The organism is Nocardioides sp. BGA-UO-ETr-FS32 (assembly GCF_059567905.1).
Window position 1 is genome coordinate 38,503 of record NZ_JCAQOX010000010.1, and the last position, 18,997, is coordinate 57,499.

At 66.3% G+C, this 18,997-nt stretch carries 17 protein-coding genes; 10 read left to right on the forward strand and 7 right to left on the reverse strand.

The window, feature by feature from the left end; genetic code table 11:
* Positions 1-522: 522 nt before the first annotated feature.
* Complete coding sequence (locus tag AC57BS_RS04365) at positions 523-1,632, forward strand: putative type IV secretion/conjugal transfer ATPase (protein WP_496410241.1); 1,110 nt, start codon at positions 523-525, stop codon at positions 1,630-1,632.
* Positions 1,633-2,029: 397 nt separating this feature from the next.
* Here the strand turns inward: AC57BS_RS04365 and AC57BS_RS04370 are convergent, their stop codons facing one another.
* The 4 genes from AC57BS_RS04370 to AC57BS_RS04385 form a co-directional block, all read right to left on the reverse strand.
* The gene (locus AC57BS_RS04370; RefSeq protein ID WP_496410242.1) at positions 2,030-2,740 is read right to left on the reverse strand and encodes an RES family NAD+ phosphorylase; all 711 of its coding nucleotides are present in this window, start codon (positions 2,738-2,740) and stop codon (positions 2,030-2,032) included.
* A complete protein-coding gene (locus AC57BS_RS04375; protein WP_496410243.1) occupies positions 2,706-3,356 on the reverse strand; it encodes a hypothetical protein in 651 nt (216 codons plus the stop codon). The genes AC57BS_RS04370 and AC57BS_RS04375 overlap by 35 nt, the downstream gene beginning before the upstream one ends.
* Before the next feature lie 2 nt (positions 3,357-3,358).
* Positions 3,359-6,232 carry a CHAT domain-containing protein gene (locus AC57BS_RS04380; RefSeq protein ID WP_496410244.1) on the reverse strand — a complete coding sequence of 958 codons (2,874 nt, stop codon included), beginning with the start codon at positions 6,230-6,232 and terminating at the stop codon, positions 3,359-3,361.
* A gap of 311 nt (positions 6,233-6,543) precedes the next feature.
* Entirely contained in the window at positions 6,544-7,752 is a 1,209-nt protein-coding gene (locus tag AC57BS_RS04385; RefSeq protein ID WP_496410245.1) for an NYN domain-containing protein, read from the reverse strand.
* Positions 7,753-8,271: 519 nt separating this feature from the next.
* Here AC57BS_RS04385 and AC57BS_RS04390 point away from each other — a divergent pair.
* The 7 genes from AC57BS_RS04390 to AC57BS_RS04420 all read left to right on the forward strand — a co-directional run bounded on the left by AC57BS_RS04390 (position 8,272) and on the right by AC57BS_RS04420 (position 14,481).
* On the forward strand, positions 8,272-9,330 hold the full coding sequence (locus tag AC57BS_RS04390; protein WP_496410246.1) for an ArdC-like ssDNA-binding domain-containing protein: 1,059 nt from the start codon (positions 8,272-8,274) through the stop codon (positions 9,328-9,330).
* Positions 9,327-9,869, forward strand: a complete 543-nt coding sequence (locus tag AC57BS_RS04395) for a hypothetical protein (RefSeq protein ID WP_496410247.1) — start codon at positions 9,327-9,329, stop codon at positions 9,867-9,869. Before AC57BS_RS04390 ends, AC57BS_RS04395 begins: the two co-directional genes overlap by 4 nt.
* Before the next feature lie 212 nt (positions 9,870-10,081).
* Positions 10,082-11,650, forward strand: a complete 1,569-nt coding sequence (locus AC57BS_RS04400; RefSeq protein ID WP_496410248.1) for a type IV secretory system conjugative DNA transfer family protein — start codon at positions 10,082-10,084, stop codon at positions 11,648-11,650.
* A 43-nt stretch (positions 11,651-11,693) separates the two neighbouring features.
* The gene (locus AC57BS_RS04405) at positions 11,694-12,125 is read left to right on the forward strand and encodes a single-stranded DNA-binding protein (protein WP_496410249.1); all 432 of its coding nucleotides are present in this window, start codon (positions 11,694-11,696) and stop codon (positions 12,123-12,125) included.
* Between the two features lie 14 nt (positions 12,126-12,139).
* Entirely contained in the window at positions 12,140-12,799 is a 660-nt protein-coding gene (locus AC57BS_RS04410) for a hypothetical protein (protein WP_496410250.1), read from the forward strand.
* 45 nt (positions 12,800-12,844) lie between these two features.
* On the forward strand, positions 12,845-13,144 hold the full coding sequence (locus AC57BS_RS04415; protein ID WP_496410251.1) for a hypothetical protein: 300 nt from the start codon (positions 12,845-12,847) through the stop codon (positions 13,142-13,144).
* Positions 13,144-14,481 (forward strand): hypothetical protein, encoded by a 1,338-nt coding sequence (locus AC57BS_RS04420; RefSeq protein ID WP_496410252.1) that lies wholly within the window; start codon positions 13,144-13,146, stop codon positions 14,479-14,481. The genes AC57BS_RS04415 and AC57BS_RS04420 overlap by 1 nt, the downstream gene beginning before the upstream one ends.
* Before the next feature lie 287 nt (positions 14,482-14,768).
* On the opposite strand, the gene AC57BS_RS04425 is transcribed toward AC57BS_RS04420, so the two are convergent.
* Positions 14,769-15,317 carry a SigE family RNA polymerase sigma factor gene (locus tag AC57BS_RS04425; protein ID WP_129473421.1) on the reverse strand — a complete coding sequence of 183 codons (549 nt, stop codon included), beginning with the start codon at positions 15,315-15,317 and terminating at the stop codon, positions 14,769-14,771.
* Positions 15,314-16,153, reverse strand: a complete 840-nt coding sequence (locus AC57BS_RS04430) for a hypothetical protein (protein ID WP_129473420.1) — start codon at positions 16,151-16,153, stop codon at positions 15,314-15,316. Before AC57BS_RS04430 ends, AC57BS_RS04425 begins: the two co-directional genes overlap by 4 nt.
* Before the next feature lie 917 nt (positions 16,154-17,070).
* Here AC57BS_RS04430 and AC57BS_RS04435 point away from each other — a divergent pair.
* Positions 17,071-17,352: a hypothetical protein gene (locus AC57BS_RS04435; protein ID WP_496410253.1), complete on the forward strand. Its 282-nt coding sequence runs from the start codon at positions 17,071-17,073 to the stop codon at positions 17,350-17,352.
* A 10-nt stretch (positions 17,353-17,362) separates the two neighbouring features.
* Here AC57BS_RS04435 and AC57BS_RS04440 read toward each other — a convergent pair whose 3' ends face one another.
* Complete coding sequence (locus AC57BS_RS04440) at positions 17,363-17,977, reverse strand: hypothetical protein (RefSeq protein ID WP_496410254.1); 615 nt, start codon at positions 17,975-17,977, stop codon at positions 17,363-17,365.
* Between the two features lie 135 nt (positions 17,978-18,112).
* Between AC57BS_RS04440 and AC57BS_RS04445 the strand changes: the two genes are divergently transcribed.
* A complete protein-coding gene (locus tag AC57BS_RS04445; RefSeq protein ID WP_496410255.1) occupies positions 18,113-18,436 on the forward strand; it encodes a DUF7716 domain-containing protein in 324 nt (107 codons plus the stop codon).
* The last annotated feature ends 561 nt before the right edge of the window (positions 18,437-18,997 follow it).

Sequence of the window (18,997 nt, forward strand, 5' to 3'; positions counted from 1 at the left end):
CCTCCTTCCCGACCACATCAAGTAGGAGGCGCCGATGCCCACGTTCGAGGACCCGGCTGTTGACGCCGAAAACGCACAGAGCGCGCTGGCGCACGTGACCCGGTCCGTCCATCCCATCGCCGTCGATCGTGGGCTCTCGTTGTGACGGGCTGGGATGAAGGCCGCTTGCACAGCTCCGTGTTGGTGTCGCCCCGTCGCGAGCGACGCCGTGACCGTCGCGTCCGGCAGAGTGCTGCGAAGTCCTTGCTCTCCGTGGACCGCGAGGCACGGAAGGCAGCAGCCAAGGCACGGGCCGACGAGCTGACAGCCGAGCGTCACGCCACCGTCGTACTGCCCCGGGCTGGCGAGCCGGGCCCCGCCGCGCTGCGTACCCCAGGCCGATTGCGCCTACGACGCCATCAAGACACGTCAGCCACGCTGGCGGGTGCATACCCGTTCCTCGCCGAGGGTGGCTTCGGAAGTGACGGCGTCTTCGTCGGTCAGGATCTCTACTCAGGCAGCTCCTTCGTCTATGACCCATGGGTGCTCTACTCCCGCGGTCTCATCACCGCACCGAACCTCGTCCTTGCCGGGATCGTGGGCGCCGGCAAGTCCGCGCTGGCGAAGAGCCTCTACACCCGCTCGATCCCGTTCGGGCGCCGCGTGTACGTGCCAGGAGACCCGAAGGGTGAGCACACCGCAGTCGCCGAGGCCGTCGGCGGCAAGGCCATCGCGCTCGGGCACGGCATGGCCAACCGGCTCAACCCCCTCGACGAGGGTCTTCGCCCCAGCGGCCTCGATGACGCGCAATGGACGGCGCAGGTCACGGCCAGGCGGCGGGACCTGGTCGGCGCCCTGGCCGAGACCGTGCTGGACCGACGACTGACGCCGCTGGAGCACACTGCAATCGACGTCGCCCTCGGTGACGTCGTCCGCGCCTCACCAACGCCTGTGCTGCCGATGGTGGTGGACCGGCTCCTCTCCCCCGACGCGGCCACCGACACGGACGGTCGGCTCGCAGAGGACGGACGCCTGGTCGCGCACGCGCTCCGACGTCTGGTCGCAGGCGACCTGGCCGGGCTGTTCGACGGCCCCAGCACGGTGCGGTTCGACCCGACCCTGCCGATGGTGTCGCTCGATCTTTCCCGCGTCACCGAGAACGCCACCCTGATCTCAGTACTGATGACGTGCGCGTCGGCGTGGATGGAGTCCGCACTCCTCGACCCGTCCGGCGGGCAGAGATGGGTGGTGTACGACGAGGCCTGGCGCCTTATGTCTCACCCGGCACTCCTGCGCCGGATGGACGCGCACTGGCGACTCGCGCGCCACTACGGCATCGCGAACATGCTGATCTTCCACAAGCTCTCCGACCTCGACAACGTCGGCGACCACGGCTCAGCAATGCGCGCCCTCGCGTCGTCACTGCTCGCCAATGCCGAGACACGCGTGGTCTACCGGCAGGAGTCAGACCAACTCGGTTCGACCGCGACAGCCCTGGGTCTGACCGGGACCGAGCAGTCGCTGCTACCGACCTTGGGGACCGGTCAGGGGCTGTGGCGGATCAAGGACAGGTCCTTCGTGGTACAGCACCAACTGCATCCCGCCGAGCTCGAGCTGTTCGACACATCCGCGCGGGCGTCCGGCACCCTCTAGAAGTTCGGGCGAAGGCGGGCGGTCCCGCGACGAACCTGGGCATACGCAACGTCCTCGAGCCCCGGCGGAAACCCAGGTTCAGAGACGCCGGGTTGGGAAGCGCGTCACGTGCCGGATGGGCCGCCACCGAGAACCTTTCCGGACGGCCTATTCGGGACTCTTGCGTAGCGGGTAGCAGGCCAGCCTGCGGCTTCACGTCGTGGGTTCAGCTGCCGGACGACCAGACGCGGCGTCGGCGTAGTCGGTGCGGATGGGTTCGAATCCGTCGTGGAAATCCCCCGACCCAGACCGGAAGCGGCGAGCCGGTGGTCTCGGCCGTTGGAAAGCACGCGCCGCTGGCGGCGGCGTTGGCGACGCGACACCTGAGATCCGTACCCGATGCATGGGTCGCTGATGTTCAAGGTCTTGCGATGGCGACGTTGTACAGGCCGAGGAGTCGTCGCAGGTGCCGGTTGCCGCGGGGAGTATCGAAGTCCTGCTCGTCCGGTGTCGGGAGTCCCGGGTTGTGCGGGTCGTGGTCGATCCCGCCCGAAGGAATCCGGTCCTCGAAGAGCACGTAGGCCAAGGTGGCTACTTCGCGTCGGCTGTACCAGACGTACCCCGCCGCTGAGGGCGACTTGCTGCGGATCCAGTGGCCCCAGTGACGGGTCTGGGCGTAGTCGCGAGGGTCGGCCATGGTGAGCCAGGTGTCTTGTGCGACCTGGGCGAGAGCTGGGCTCGTACGAAGGTCGACGAGCTCGAGGTTGGTTTGGACGGTCAGTGCGCTGATTCGGCGGCCCTGGTAGGCGGCTGCGGGTAGCTGGCGTGCACCGGTGTCATCGAACGGTAGGTCACGCAGCATGGTCTCGGCGATTGCGGTGGCCGGTTTCTCACCGGCGTACAAGTAGCCATATCGGTCATCGTGCGTACTGTCGAATCTGCCGCCGCCGTAGTACCTGTGACAGGGAACGGGGTTGAAGGCTTGGGCCGGGAACCGCTTCTGGTGGATGCGGAACAAACTGGTGCCTGCAGGCAAGACCGTCGTTGCGGGTGTTCTGGTGTACGCCGATGGTGGTTCGAGGTTCGACACCGCGTCACCAGCTGTCGTTGTAGAGCTGTCGAGCGGCATGGGCGAGTTCTGGCTCGCGTTCGGTGCCGAGCAGGAATGCAGGTTGGGTGCCGAGCCATGTGTTGGGCGACCACCACCATGAGAGGGCTCCAATAGGGTCGTAGTCGGCGGCGAGGATCTCGTTGACGTCGGCGAGCGCGGCATGTGTGTGGACGAGCTCGCGGTCAGCAAACTGGAAGGCCGGGTATGCGACGCCTTGGTCGAGCTGGACACCGATCAACCCGGGGGCGGTCTCGAACTGCTGACCCGGAGGCGTTAGTCGGTATCCGTGACCGAGTATCTGGCGGCGGACGACCTCGGTCACGGCGTCGGCCCCTGCGTCGGCGGCGATCCACTCCGATGCCATGGCTTCTCGCGCCAGGGCACCAATCTGTAGATAGGTTAGGTCCGCTCGGTCGGCCGAAGTCGTCGTTCGACGGGTGGCGGACATGTTGAGTGCCTCCCACGCCGCATGGGTGGGGGGCAGCACGCGCGCGAATTCCTGGAACACGGCGAGGACGTCGAACTCCTCCGTGTCGAGGGTCGCTGCGAGCAGAGAGAGTTGGGCCACCGAGAGTCGCGGTTCGACGTCGGCCCAGTCCTGGGCAATGGCTTCGAGGGCCTCGCGGATCGCCACAGTTAGGAAAGGTACATCAGTGCGGCCCAGCGGGCGGGGGCGTTGAAGGGTCGCGCGTCTGGTTTCCGGTTGGACGGGTGAAGACACAGGGCGCGTATCTCGTCCGCCAAGGTGGGAGGAAGCCACCCGTTGAAGTGGGCGTGCCTGTCGGTCTCAGCCAGGAGTTGGGCTGTACTTGTGTTCGCGACCCAGTGCTGGGCATGAGTGAGTGCGAGTTGCGGCGGGTCGCCGACGCCGAGCCGTTGGTAGAACTTGGCTACGACCACACTCGTTCCGAGGTCGTCGAGGTCCCATAGCGCGGCGACGACCCCTCGTGCTCCAGCGGCGAGCAGGGCAGCGCCCAGTCCGATCTGTTCGTCTGCGGCGCGTTGGTCGACGACGCCTGAGCTGCATGAGGTCGCAACGGCGAGGTTGATCCCGTGGAGGTCAATGTCGGCTAGCTCGCCGACGGTGATGGCGAGATTGTCTCCGAGATGAAACCGGGAGTTGAAGGGTTCGTGCGGGTCGGCCTCGCCGTGGCATGCGAGGTGGAGGTGGTCTACGTCCGCGATGTTGTCCAGCAGCCACCCCTTGATTCCGTGGCTGCCCGGTTCCACCACCGTGGTTGCGTACTGGTGGAGCGCCTGAACCTCTGTTCGGGCGAACAGCAGGTCACCTGTCGGGTCAACGACCGCGGCTGCGACGACTCCCGCCGCCGATCTCTCGCTGGCGTCGTCCTTCGTGCGTCGGAGTCCGACGAGGTTGTTGACGTCCAAGTGTTCGGCGAGCGTCCCGCGGCTTCCTGGGAGGTGAGCCATCGGGAGGGCTGTGAGTGTTCCACCCCAAACCGCGAGCAGCGTGTGCGCGTTGACTCCTTCGGCCAGCTGGAGCACGGCGTCAACAAGGGTCGGGCCCAGGTGTGAAGCGGCCCTATCGACTGCTTCTGAGATGAGGTCGGCGCGTCCGCTCGTCAGGTCAGTGAGGATGGGTTGCAGGACCGTCGATGGGATTGGCCACGTGAAGGCGCCTGCCCCGTCGGGAGTGACGACGACGGCGTAGGTGCCAAGAGAGCAAGTACCGGCGTAAATCAGTGCCGTGCGCGGTTGGAGCGCACGAGCTACCCGGTCGTCGAGGATGAAGCCCTCAGGGTCGTCTTCGGCGGGGCGCCAGCGGGCTCGTGCGCGCTCGATCGTGTGGATGGCGCTGCGTGCGTCACTGGCGTAAGCGTGCATGAAGGCGAGCCGTTGGAACAGGTCGCCGGTTGCGGACGCTTGCCCGAGGCGTGTCGCAGGGGTGCGTTCCTGGCCGATCAGTGCGTCAGCGTGCGCGGCGGCCTGCTGAAGGGCGGACCGGGCCTGATCGAGGTCGCCTCGCATCAGGTGCGCTTGCGCGAGGTTGCTGAGGACTACTTGATGAAGCCGCGTCGTGCTCGTAGAGGCGAGGTCGGCTGCGCAGTCCGTGAGCAGCCGCGTGGCTCGATCGAGGTCGGCACCGTCAGGATCGACAGAGGTGAGCAACGCGGCCAGAGTCATGCGCGACAGGACGCGCGTGGCGTCGTCAGCTGCAAATCCTTCGGTGTCGGTGATGGCGTTTTCAAGCCATCGTTCGGCACGCTCACGGAGTTCCACGGAATGCGGTTCGCGGAGGAGGCGGTCGGTGGCGATGCTGCCAAGGTTGGCCTGCGCCTTCACCCGGACGGGGTGAGCTGGTGGGAGGCTGTCCAACATGTCTTCGAGGGCTCTCATACCTGTGTCGAGTGCCGCGTCGGTGACCGGTCCCGGGTGAAGTTGAGCGTCGGTAGCGAGCGCGTTCAGTGCGTTGGTCTGACGCGTCACGCGATCGTGGGCGCTCACCGACGTCGGGTCTGAGAAAGAGTCATCGGCGATCTCTTGCAGTTCGACGAGCAGCGCCATGGCTTCGGCCGTGTTGAGTGTTTCGCTGCGCGTGAGACTCGACCGAATGGAAGCAGACAAGTTCACAATGACCGCAAGTCTGCGCTCGGGTCCGTCCGGGTCGAGGACGAGGTGGAGGTGAAGTGCGTCCCTGAGCATCCCGATCGCTTCTTCGTAGTCGTCGGCCGACGGTATCCGCGTCTTGGAGAGTGTCGCGATGCCGAGGTTGGTGGTGATGTCAGCCAAAATGCGCCTGCCTGAACGGGCTGCGCCGACCCGGGCGGACTGAAGGAGTTCCAGCGCCTCGGCGTGAAGGGCTGGCTGGTCCAGCATCAGCGCGGCTGCGTCGTTCTCTGCAGTGAGGGTCATTAGGTGATCTGGTCCGTACTTCGACCTTGCGAGGGCGACGAGCTCTCGCGCGACCTCTATTGCAGCGGCGAATCCGGCGGCCGTGTGGTCGCTGGAGTGGTTGAACCGCGTCAGTTCCTCAAGGAGGGCGATGTAGCGGTTGGCCTCATCGCGGTCGAAGTCCGGTCCTACGCTCAGGAGATGCGAAAGAAGGCTGACACGGGAGTCCTGCCCCAAAGCCTGCGCACCGGGTGCGCAGTTCACGGCGGGTTCCGACGGTTTCCGCCGGAGCGCCGGTAGCCAGGCGGCGAAGTCGACGTCCTGATGTTCAGCGAAGACCGCCTTGGCGGCGGTTTCGTCGGCTGCGTCGGAAAATGCCGTCAGGACTGGGATGGTTGCTTCCAGGTGGTGGGACATGACCGCCCGCAGCCATGCACCCAGTCGTCCCCCGGTCTGTTCGTTGAGGCTCCCTGCTGGATCGTCGGCACCCAGCAGCGCGAATCCGGTGTAGCGAGCGGCTACGCTCGGCAGTAGTGCGTGCTCAATGTTCGCGACCGGACCGACGACGACGCCTTGGTCATTGATTGCATGTCTCGCGAGTAGGTCCTCCAACGTCGCGACGTCAGTAGGGTCCGAACCGTCGATTGCGAAAAGCACCGGCACAGGGTCGCTGGGCCTCAAGACGACGATCGAACGATGGGCAGTCACCGTGCCTCCACACGATGGGCATGGCACGCACGGCACGGTTCGGTGCAGTTCATTGATGGCTTCTCGGTCACGCCAGTCGAGAAGGACAATCAGTTCTGAGCTCCAGCCGTGGCCACAACGTGCGCATGTGAGCATCGACCGTCTGGCCTCTCGGCGGAACAAGGGAGCGCCCGGTGGTACTGCAGAACGGTCCTCCCCGGGGATCGTCATCTCCTCAACATCCAGCAACCGAGGGTGCGAAGGCCACCCTGGGTTGGGTGTCACCCCCCTGGCGGCAGGCTGCCAAGTATCCAGTCACGAGCGACCTCCTTCTCGTTGCCGTCTAGTTCGAGGCCCGCTTGATCGCACCGCTGCAGCACGATTTCAAGCCACTTCTCTGCCAGTCCCTGGGCGTCGAGGTCCGCTGTGCGGGGGTCGCTCTTCCCATAGACCAGCCCGGTAACAACAAAGTCCACCGATTTACGCGGAACCGGCGCCGTGGAGTCCGCCGCGCGCTCGCGGACGTCGTAGCCGATCCGAGCCAGCCGTGTCTGTGTCTTGGCGACCTGTGCCAGCTCATCGAACAGGACGGCATACTGAGCGCTGGTTAGTGGGGGGACCTTGGTCACACGCGAGATACGGGATGGGAGGTCATCGTCTGGCTCCGTAGGGACCTCGCCTGGCTCTGTCGCATGCCGGGACGGATCAAGAACCATCCCTCCGCTGTCAGTTCTCACGAACCGCAACTCGGGAACCCGCTCGCGGATGAAGCTCGCGAAGTCGCCTGCGCCGGCCCAGCCAGCCTGTGCGATTCCCGGGACGGCTCGTCCTGCTTCGGCGGCTGCCGATGAGCCGGGCACGGGTGCCGCGCTACTTGCGACGCGAGATCGGATTGCTCCAACGGCTGCGTCGACATCGTCCTCGTCGGCCTGGTTGGTCTCGGGCGCGCCTGTAGCGTCGAACTGCGTAGCGTCTTCGTCGCCTGAGAACGCGGCTGCGATTTCCATTGCTCCGATTGTGACGTCGCATACCGCTTGGTACGCGGGAGCGGCGTTGCCGGCGGCAACCATGACAGTTCGCCGATCGTGCCGCCGCAGCTTGGTCATCAACGGACTGAAGTCGGCGTCGGCCGAGCAGATGATGAACTCGTCGTAGCGGGTCTGGTGAGAGATCGCGTCCACCACGTCAATCACGATGTGAGTGTCAGCCGCAGACTTGCCCCGCTGGGTCAGCGAAGGGCAATCGATTACACGGAAACCCGCGGCTACGAATTGCGGCCGGTACTTGGCGAAGTTCTGCGGGTTGATGTAGCAGTCTCGCACTAGGAAACGGCGCCGGAACGTGCCGACTTCGTCTGTGCCGGCGCTCAATAACTCCAAGAGCCGTGCGGGATCGTTCGCGAAGGCCTCTGCGGTGCTCTGATCGAAGTTGGCCAATCCGCTGTATATGTTGTCGAAGTCGATGTACAGGGCGGTCGTGACCTGACGCATGCTGTCCCCCGGTCGGTGTCGCTGCAGCCCAGAAACAACAGGCTGCTGCATTCGACTCGATGCCCGGCAGGCTCGTCAAGGCAATGTCCGGCCGGGTGTCGCTCGAGCGGTCGGCCCGCTCGGAGCCGCTGGCTCACCTGCGGGCTGGCTGGCGCGCCGGTCCGGAACCGTTACCAGCGCGGCCAGGCCGTAAGACGTCCATCGCAGCGAAACCACGTCAACACGGCAACCGGCCGTGCGTGTCGAGGTAGCCGCCCGTCGAACCGTCTATGTTGTGCCGCCCGCCGGAATCGAAGAACGAGTTGTGCCAACATTTGATCGACGCATCCGCAACCTTTCGTGTGAACGATGCGGCGCAGCTGCTGCTTGCGAATGAGCCGCCACGTTCGGATCTGCAATCGCGATCCTCGTCAAGATCCGTTCCGGTAGCGCTCACCGTATGACGATCCCGCACCGGGTCGCTCCGCGAGCCCGTGGTGTCGGGGACGCACCTGTCGTCTGAGAGACAGGAGTCGTGCGATGAGATCTCAGCCCCGAGGCGTCGCTTCCCGCGAGGAGAAGCTCGACGCGCTGCAGCAGAAGCTGGCCGAGTCCGTCGGCAATCTGGTGACTGGAGACGACTGGAAGCGGGCGATGGAGTTTGCGGCCAGATTTCGCACCCGTTCGTTCAACAACACGCTGCTGATCTATGTCCAGCACGCGGCCGCCTTCCAGGAAGGTCGCGTGCCCGAGCCTGCACCGTCGTACGTCGCTGGCTTCAAGCAGTGGCTCAGCCTGGGCCGGCACGTCATGAAGGGCCAGTCGGGCTACGCGATCGTCGCACCCGTGACGGCGCGGCTCGCGTCATCGACCCCGGCCAGCGCGGAGTCGTGGCGCCGCCTCGGCCAAGGTGAGAGGGCCAGACCCGGCGAGGTCGTGCGCACGCGCCTGGTTGGTCTCAAGCCTGCCCACGTCTGGGACCTGAGTCAGACCGACGGTGACGCGGTCCCCGAGCCACCGCGCCCCGTGTTGCTCCAAGGACAAGCCCCGGCAGGGTTGTGGGACGGACTCGCGGATCAGATCACCTCGCACGGTTTCGACCTGCGGCTGGTGTCGCACGCTGAGGCGATCGGCGGCGCCAACGGCCTCACGGACTACACGACCCGCGACGTGTCGGTGCGCATGGACATGGACGACGCCGCCCAGGTCAAGACGCTGGCCCACGAGCTAGGGCACGTCATGCTTCACGGACCTGACAACGCCGATGCCGCGATGCACCGCGGCATTGCGGAGGTCGAAGCGGAGTCCGTCGCGCTCATGGTGGGCGCCGGGCACGGTCTGGCGACCGACGACTACACCGTGCCATACGTCGCCACGTGGGCCGGCAGCGTCCCAGGCAAGTCTCCCGTCGAGGTCGTGCAGTCCACGGCCGAACGAGTCCGCAGCGCAGCCGTGACGATCCTCGACAAGCTGGAGACTCGCAAGATCGGCAACGGCGATCCACCAGGATTCGACCGCGAAGCGCTGACGAGCCGGCACAGCGTGGCACCGGCAAGGGCGCCCGCGCCGCCGCAGCCGTCGGAGGTGGTGGCACGATGAGCATGCTGAACGCTGCCGCGTCCTACCGACGCGAGGACCGTGCAGCCTCACGTGTGGAACAGCGTGTCCCCGTCGTCATGCCATTGGTCGATGTCCAGGTCGACCTCGACGGAACCGTGGCCGTCCGACTCAATCGAGAGCCGTACGCCGCCGGCACGCCCCTGCACCGTGAGGACCTCCAGCGCCTGCTCGGCAAGCTCGCGACCGATCTCGATACGCCGATCCGTGTCGAGGTACGCGAAGCAGACGGCTCGACGTTCACCGACATCGTCACACCTGGGTCTCAAGAGGTACGGCCGCCCGATCCTCCCCTGGCAGGCACCGCCCCACCCGACCAGACGACTGGCGAGACGGAAAGCGGACGGTTCCTTCCTTTCGAGGACGTCGCCGTGGCGGTCGTCATCGCTCGCCAGACCGCGAGCCAGGACGGCGTAGCCAACCTTCGCCTCCCGCCCGCGCTCCTCGAAACCCACGCAGGTCGTCTCGTGCTTGTGGGCCAGCAGTCCGGGGCCGTCGTGGTGGGCGGCGTCTCGGGATGAACCCTCGCGGTCGCGGAACCGACGACGAACTGGTCGATCTCGGTCTCGTCCTCGTCGCAGCCGTCGGTGTCATCGCAGCAACCCTTCGGCTAGCGGGATCTGCGGCGGCCTGGCTGTCCGGCGCTGGCCAGCCGGAGCGTGGCTGGGAGGCAGGATTGCGGGTCCTCGGCGACCCAACACGTCCTGCCGCGGCTTTGGGATCGACTGGTCTCGTGGCCTGGGTCTACTGGGTCGTCCTCGCGCTGATCGTGGCCATCGTCGTCACCAGCTCACTCGTGTTGTGGCGACGCATGGGGATGATCAGGCATCAGATGTCGAGCGACCCGCGGCGCCTGGCTGGGGTGGCGACAGGTCGCGACGTACGGGCCTACGCCTCGCGCAAGGCGTTGCTGGCTCGCGGCAAGGCACTTCGGCCGTCATTGGACCGACCGGAACCGTCGGAGGTTGGCTACCGCCTCGGGCGCTCGCGTGGTCACGACGTGTGGGCCTCGGTCGAGGACTCCATCCTGGTGCTTGGCCCTCCGCGATCCGGGAAGGGCTTGCACGTGGTCGTCAACGCGATCCTCGACGCCCCGGGGGCCGTCATCACCACAGCGACCCGACCGGACAACGTGGCCGCCACCATCCTCGAGCGCCAGCGACGCGGGCCCGTCGCCGTTTTCGACCCTCAGCGTCTCGCCGATGGGCTACCCGCAGGTCTGCGCTGGTCACCGGTCCGAGGATGCAGCGATCCCCTGACTGCGATGATCCGAGCGACCGGGCTCGCGTCGGCCACCGGCCTCTCGACTGGTGGTGTCGAGTCCGGCGGCTTCTGGGAGGGCAAGACCCGCACCGCCCTTCAGGCCCTGCTCCACGCGGCGGCCCTCGACAACCGAACCCCCCGCGAGCTGTTCGGGTGGACGCTCGCACCGTCGGCAGCCGCCGACGCGGTTGCCATCTTGTCCAGCGACCCGAGGGCAGCCCCCGGTTGGGCTGACTCGCTTGAGTCGACGATCCATGCCGATCCCCGCACCCGCGACTCGATCTGGATGGGCGTCTCCCTCGCACTGTCATGCCTGGCGGACCCTCGCGTCCTCGACGCGGTCTCCCCCGATCCCGGCGAGGGCTTCGACCCGGATGACTTCCTCACCAGCAACGGCACGCTGTACCTGCTGGCCACCGGTGCCGGAGCTGGCGCCTCCTGGTCGCTCGTTGCAGCCTTCATCGAGGACCTCGTCGAGACCGCCCGCCACCTTGCTGCGTCCTCCCCCGGCGCACGACTCGATCCGCCGCTGCTCCTCGCGCTCGACGAGATCGGCAACCTCTCGCCCCTTCCGTCCCTGCCCATGCTCATGGCAGAAGGGGGCGGGACCGGCATCACGACCATGCCCGTCCTCCAGTCGCTGTCGCAGGCCCGGGACAAGTGGGGCGATCACGCTGCCGGAGCGATCTGGGACGCCTCGATCGTCAAGGTCATCCTGGGTGGTGCATCGTCAGCGCGAGACCTACAAGACCTCTCCTCATTGATCGGCGAGCGCGACGAGCGCACCGACACCATCTCGATCGGCGACTACGGCTCGCGGTCACTCCAGCGCTCAATGCGCCGGGTACCGGTCATGCCGCCCGAGACCATCCGGACCCTCCCGTTCGGCAACGCCCTCGTCCTTCTGCGCAGCGCCCCACCGCTGGTCACGGACCTGCGCCCGTGGACGTCGCGGAAAGACGCGGAGCAACTGGGAAGGGAGCGCGCGCTTGTCGAGGCTGCCCTTCGCCGTGGGTCTCGCGGCACACCTCACTGGTAGAGCGGATGCCACCCAAGGCGCCGCATGGCCTCAGGAGTCAGCCATGACGATTCCCACGCAGATGAGCCTGCACGGCTACATCGCCACCGCGCCGGAGCTCAGCTTCACCGACAAGGGCCACGCACGGTTCTACTGCCGGGTGGGCATCGAGCAGCACCGCAAGGAAGTCGACGGGTCGTTCACCAGACTCGACCCCGTCTATGCCGACCTGGTGATGTTCGAGCGCACCGCCGAGCGCGCGTACTCCCGGTTCAAGCCCGGCGACCGGATCATCGCCTCGGGCTACATCCACGAATACGAGCAAGACCGACCCGGAGAGCCAAGCGAGATCCGCGAGCAGTTCGTCGCACGCCGCATCGGACACGACAGTGCCTGGACCCGCTATGTCGTCGACCGCACGCCGGCGAAGCAGCCTGACGCCCCGCACAACGAGATGACGGTGGTCAACGAGCCCACGCCAGCCATCAGTCTCTGACGGGGCTGCCACTCATGAGCGCTGACCTGGATCGATCGGATTGGCAGGGGCTCTGGGGACCGGACTTCGGTCAGGAGGACGACGCCACGTACGGGGATACCGGTCTCGAGCTACGGTCCTCCGACTTCGACCCGGACGCCCCCCTGCGCCCTATCAACTGGAACCTACTCTCGGCGGACGAGGCACTCGCGGAGTGGATGGATCTCGACGCCTGGGTCGACTGGCTTCGCAAGACCTTCGGCCTGCCCCCAGCCGTTGTGCCGCCGCTGTGGCACCGCCACGACGAGCTGGTGTGGGAGCTATCCGCGCTGCACACGCACTGGCTCAGCGCCTACGACCCGGACAGCTCGCCGTCGAGTCCGATCGGATGGCATCGCGACTTCGCCGAGTCCCGGCACCGGTTGCGAGAGTGGGTCTCGACCGCCGGATGCAGGCTCGACCGCGACCGCCCCACGCGCCAGACCACCTGGCCGGGCGAGGCACCAGCCGAGACGAGCGCCGAGGTGGAGATCACCGACCGGCGCGCGGACTTCGTTCGCTTCGTCGACGACGACGTGGCCACTCGACGCCTGGTCGAGGAGCGGGCTCGAGCGCTGTCGTCGCCCCATCACAGTCCGCCAATTCAGCGTCCGTCCACAGGCCACGGATCTCGAACCAAGCCACACGAACTGTGAGCGCACGGTGGTCGGACCGCCGGCTCGTCGAAAGGGAGAAGCACCATGCTGCCCGCCCACGCTGTTCTGCTCTCGGAAGCTCGCTCCTACATCGCCGCGCTCGCACACAACGCGAAGACTCTCGAAGCGTCCTCGGCGTACGACCTCGCGCTCATCGAGCTGGACTGGCTGCACGGTGACGACGCGTTCGCGCTAGACGCCACGAGCCCCCCGGTGGACCGCGATGTCCTGATGGCTCTGGCCACCGCTGCCGTCGAGTGGCTCACCGCATTCGGCGTGGACACGCTGCACAGCGAACTCCTGCTGGCGTCGCTTGAGAACGCCCGCGCGTTGGACATGCCCTGATGTACGGCGAAAACGGAGCGCTGCTGCGAACCGAGCTGTCCGCACTCCTCGCACAGCACCGGGTCCAGCTCAGGCTGGGCGGCGGGGGCAGTCCCTCAGTCCCTGTGACCATCAGCAGGGCGGACCGTGAGGAGATCGGCAAGCTGATCCGTCGATACCGGCAATCGGCTCTGGTGTGGTGCCAGCAAGCCTCACGGGCGGTCGCCCCGTACGCGTCCAGCAACCTCTCACCCGCGCCGCCCACCCCATTCCGACTGCCCCCGACGCAACACGGCGGACTAGCGTCCTTGAGGCTTGCCCTCGACCACACGGTAGACACTTCAAGCGCGCGGCTACCCGAGTTGCACGAGCTGGTGGCCCCACAGGAGCTGCCGCTGGTCGAGCACTGGCGACAGGCAGCCCGGGGCGCGGCTCTTGGCGAGCACGACTTCGCCGCTGGACTCCATCACGCCAGCCTCGACGTCCCCCAGGTCCACACCCTCGTCGGCGACATCGCGGCAGTCGTCCGCGCGCTCGTGATCCTGGACCAGCGCTACAGGTCCATCCCGGGCTGGGAGAGACTCCACCGGGCAGAGCGGCTCGGCTGGAGCGCCCTCGCGTGTGCCCTGGACTCAAGCCTTGAGCCGCCCAGCTACGCGATAGATGCACTCGGCTGGAGGGCCCCGACGAACGTCATGCCAGGCCCAGCCCGGCCCGGACTACTCGGCGTCCTCCAGGCCGAACGGAACCTCGCCGTGAGACTGCGGCCGCTGCCCAGCGCCATCAATCTGCGCCGGATCGTCCACTCACAGCAAGTGGTGTCCGGCGGCATCGCGGAGCTCGCCGCGAACGTCGACATTGCCCTCCGAGACCGGTGCCTCACACGCCAACAGACCTATGCCGACCTACAGCGAGAGCTACGCGACGTCGGCTCCCTCATCGGCACCGGTGAACTCGCGGTCGCTGACAGCGCCGACGTCATCGGCAGGCTCAGAGCACTGCGACCGGAGGTGGACCGTGACCTCCGGGTGCTTCGTGCATTCACCATCCTGTTCGACAAGATCGACACCCAGATCGCCGGCCACATCGAGACCGGTATCGAGCGCAACGCCTACCTGCGTCGAGTTACACTCCCTCGCCTCGTCGAAGACAGCGGCCAACTCGTCGCGCCAGTTCGAGAGCGGTTCACACCGTTCAGTGCTGCGGCGATCAGCACCATGACGGACCTGGTCCATGACCGCCTTCGGCCCTCCTCCGAGCCGACCGCTCGCACCCCAGATGCGGCCAGGAGCCGGGCGGAACTCCACTCCGCCATCGTGCATCGTCCGCAGTGCCGGAACGATGTCCTCGGCATCTGAGTCACACGTGTCCGGCTTTCGCGGCAACTTACGCATCTGGGCATCGAGTTCCTCCCCCGCGCACCTGCGGCGAGGAACAATCTTCCTTGCGGAGCCCCTCAGCGCCCACGCTAGGCCTGTCAGAAAGCGCCAGGCTGCGCCCGCACTGGGTTCACCGGCAGGCGCTGCACCCCGCCGCTTGTTGGCGCCGCCTGCGAGTTACCGGATCTGCCGATGACCGGTTGCGCTGCTTATTGAGAATGGCATGTTGCGACGACACCGCCGCTGTTGCCGTATGGCCCTTGTGGTCACGCTCGTTGTGCCTGGTGGCCTACGGCGCCCGTGGGTTGCTCCTCCTCGTCGGACTCGGCGTCGAGCCGAGCCCGCAACGCCGCCAGGCCGCGTGATGAGTGGCTTTTGACCGTGCCGTCAGAGATGTTCAGTTCGCGGGCTGTCTCGTGCACGTCAAAGCCGAGCCAGTGCCGCAGCACGATGACCTTGCGCTGCATCTCCGGGAGCCGCTGAACGGCCTCGATGAGCGCGTCGCGCTCGTCAACGGGCAACCCAGCCAGCGCGGCTGGGTCACCGGCTGCATCGAGGCGCGCCGTGCGAACACGACGGCCCCGCAGGCGGTGGTTATCGACGTTTGCTCGCATCAAGATGGTGCGCACGTAGGCCTCGGGGTTCCCGTCAGAGGAGATGCGTGGCCACGCCGTGTAGAGCCTTGTCAACGCGACTTGAAGCAGGTCGTCGGCGTCGTGCCAGTTGCCACACAGGGCGTATGCGATGCGTCGGAGGTGGTCCTGTCTGGACAGGACGAATGCCGAGTAGGCCGCTTCGCGTTCTGCTCGCCTCATGAGGTTGCCGGAGCGCCCGGGTAGTCGATGCCTGGTACGGCTTCTCCGCAACCCTGGTGCTCGGACTCTGCCAAGTAGGTGATGTCGACGTCCTCACCAGGAAGCATCCGAGCGACCACGCACAACAGCGCCCCGTCAACGTCGATCGTGCCAACTGCGCTGGGCACATCAGCGGGTGCCTGGTCGATCCTCGCCGGAGTGGATTGCTCCACGACGGTGGCCCCATTCTGAGCCGTCAGACCGCCGTCGCTGTCCAGCGTGACCCAGTCGCCGTCGGATGAGCCGTCGCTGAACATCTGCGCCGTGTTCAGAACCGTGAGTTCATGCACCCACTGCCCAAAGTTCCGGGACGAGGTCGCCTCTATGTCGGATCCCCAGCCCGACCGCCCGCGGACGACGGCTGCCATGACCCACCTGCGCTCGCCCCTGTAGTCCACCACGGCGGCCGCAGACGTGACGTCCTTGTGAGGGACCGGGTTCTCGACCTGTCGCACGATGGTGACACCGTCGGCCACCTCAAGCGCGGCGGTGTCGAGGTCGTAGCGGAACAGGGCGGTCGGAGGGGACGGCGTGCTCGTGGGCGACTCCGGTGCCCCAGAGTCGCGCTCAACGCTGCCTGCGTCGGACGCGACGATGTCCTTGCCAGAAACCGAGTCGACGCCGGGCTGGACGGCCCAGACGACACCGGCGGCAGTTAGTACGGCGGCCGTTGCCCCGGCGGCGAGGCTTGCCCTGCGTCGTGCGCTGGCACGGCGGCCAACGGCCAGCCTGTCCTCGATCGCCCGATGCTCAGGACCACCCGACGTGGCCTTCTCGAAACGGTCCATGAGGTCCATCGCTGCTCCTGAGTTCGTACCGATGCTGTCACACACAAATACGCAGAAGAGGCGGATCGGTTGTCATCAAGTCCCGACTGAGGTACCGGCTCCAGGACCGGAACCCCGTCCCGAAACAACGGCGCCACATCTAGTCCCCGCATGTCGATGGTCTCTCGGGGCGCCCGTATTTGCCGCGTTGAGGGCGGCTACGCTCGCCCGGATCTGCCGCGAGTTGTGCGGGGGTCTGCCGAGATCCGGGCGCAGAGAGTTGCGCGCACGGCTTGCTGTCAGGAGGTACGCGACGCAGTGCGCTGCCTGCGGACGAGCCTACGCAGCCCGACAATCAGAACGCCGAGGCCGAGCGCGATGGGTCCGAAGAAGAGCAGGTAACCCAGCGGACCAGCCTGCTCGTCGACCGGTAGCCACGCAGGAAGCACTCCCTTGTTGACCTGGGGAGGGATAGCGGACAACGAAGGGCCGCTCAGTTGTCGGGTCGCGGTACACGAGTTGTCGGAGTACGGCGACTCATCGTTGAGCGGGTGGAACTCGTACCTACCGCCCAACGCATAGCGACGATCCACTGAAGTAAAAGCGTTGTCGGACCTACCTGTCGTTCCCAGAACAGTGACGGTCGCACCACCATCTGTCACAACCTGCACTACTCGATCACCTTGGCTGGTTGCGATGACCGTTCCCAGAAACGCATATGGCGATGGGCCAGGGGCAGTCGCGCACGATGCGGCGGCCGGGGGCGCACCAAGCATGCTGAGCGTCCAAGCGCACAACAGCAAAGCCGCCACCCGATAGGGGTACATGTCGGCGAGTCTCACACGACTTCGACTCGCGACGTAGGGAAAACGTTCCAGCCCCCATCGTCCGGATCTGCCGCGATGAGTGCGAGGCTCTCGAAGAAGAAGTCGCACTAGCCTGAGTAGGTGTCCGAGAAGGCAGCGCGTCAACAAGCACGCCAACAAGTGGCCGCTTACCACGAGGCAGAGCTCGCCCAACTCGTCGCACACGTCGCCGGCGCAATCGATCACTTCCGCGACGGTGACCTCGACCCATTCGAAGTCGACCGCGTGCTGTTCCAATACTCCCGAGCGGCCAAAGAGCTCTGGAAGTACTGCAACCTAGGCAACGTCGAGGTGGCCGCACGGTACATACGGGAAGACCCGGCGATCGACTGGTGGGAGCGCGGAGCTTTCAGGGAGCGGTGACCCGCGTGCGTCATTCCGCCGCCTGTCGGCGCGTGTCCGACTTACCGGATCTGCCAATGTCCGGATGCGGGCGCTTCTCGCGATACAACGGAGCCGCCGCGCCGTAGGGCACTTGTCGGACAGCGCCGGGGAGCGCGCTAGTGAGAGCCCGGAATGCGTCGGCGGAGCAGCCCACGGTGAATTCGACGTCCTCGTCGACTTCGCAGGCCATGCACCAGGCGTGATCCTCTGGCCAGACGAGGTGAGGCTCTTGGTGGATGCCCTGCGAGGATCCGTACCAAGCCAACGCTGGCGCGTCCCTGAGTTCGTCGATGCGCCCAGCAAAGAGCACCATCTCTCGTTCCGGGATTGGAACTCGCGGCGCCTCTGGGACCGACGCCCGGCTCGTCCAGCCCTCCCAGATGGCGGCGTATCCAGTCATCGGAGTGCCCGTGTGATCGACCAACGTCGCTAGTGCCGCGCGGAGAGCGGGCTCTTCGCCGTCGTGGTGGGCACCGTCGGCGAAGGCGATCCGCACATAGACGCCGAAGCCCGGTGGGCCGTAGCGGACGAGGTCCCACCAATCGACGTCCGAGCGAAGTAGCCATCGCGCGGGGTCCACAGAGTCCGCTGGTCGCACCGTCATGGTCATTAGTCTGACCGAGCGCCGCAGACAAACGCACCTCATCTGCCGCGATCCGTCCGTCCGCTCATGCCGAGATGAGTGCGTTGCACGCCAGCGGTGTCGTACGGTCACCGTCGAGTCGGAAGGGATTGCCGCATGTCGTTCTTGGAGATGAGCTGGGCCTGCCTGCTGGACGACATCGACCGCATCGGCTGCAGGACGCCCTACATCTTCTTTGCTGCATGCCCGGCCTCCGATGAAGACCGGTGCATAGTCGTTGATGAACACGAGTTCGGGGCAAATGAGGACGTCCCTTCAGTCGCCAGTAGCCGCGCCTTCACTCAGGGGCTGCTCGTGGATGACGTGCAGCAGGTGATCCAGAACCTTCGTCAGCAGGACCCGACCGCGAGCCGTGACGTGCTCATTCGCGCAATCGCCTACTACTTCGATCGGGACGCTTTCATCGACCTCCACAGTTGACTAGAGACGCACTCATCTGCAGCGATGAGCGCAGACCGGATCTGCCGATGTCCGGATGGTCTCCCTCGTAGGGATCGCATGGGGTTCACAATGCGTCTCATGAGCATGACGCCCTCCATGCGGCGACCGCCCGGCCCCACGTTGCGCGGGGCTGTCGCCTGCGGTGCCCTGCTCGTGGGTGGCACGGGGTGCGGATCAATGACGTCCGATCCGGTACAGGGGCAATGGGAGTCACGCGCATCTCTGCCAAGTTGTGGCTCCCTGCAACTTCAACAGGGCGAGGCAGTAGAGGTCGAGGGAAGAACGGAAGTCGCGTGCCTGCAACGCGCGCTCGATTCCGGACGGGGCGCAGAACTAACCATCCGCTACCCCACGACCGAAGGTGACCCCGTCACGAACTACTACCGGGTGACGGCGGACGGCGCGACCGAGGTGTACACGGGTCTGCCCCGGATCTGGTTGACACTCGGGGTTTGTAGTAGTCAGGCCGCTGCTGCGGTCGCGTAGATCATCTCAAACTCGACTGGGGTGAGCTTGCCGAGGGCTCGTTGGCGACGGCGG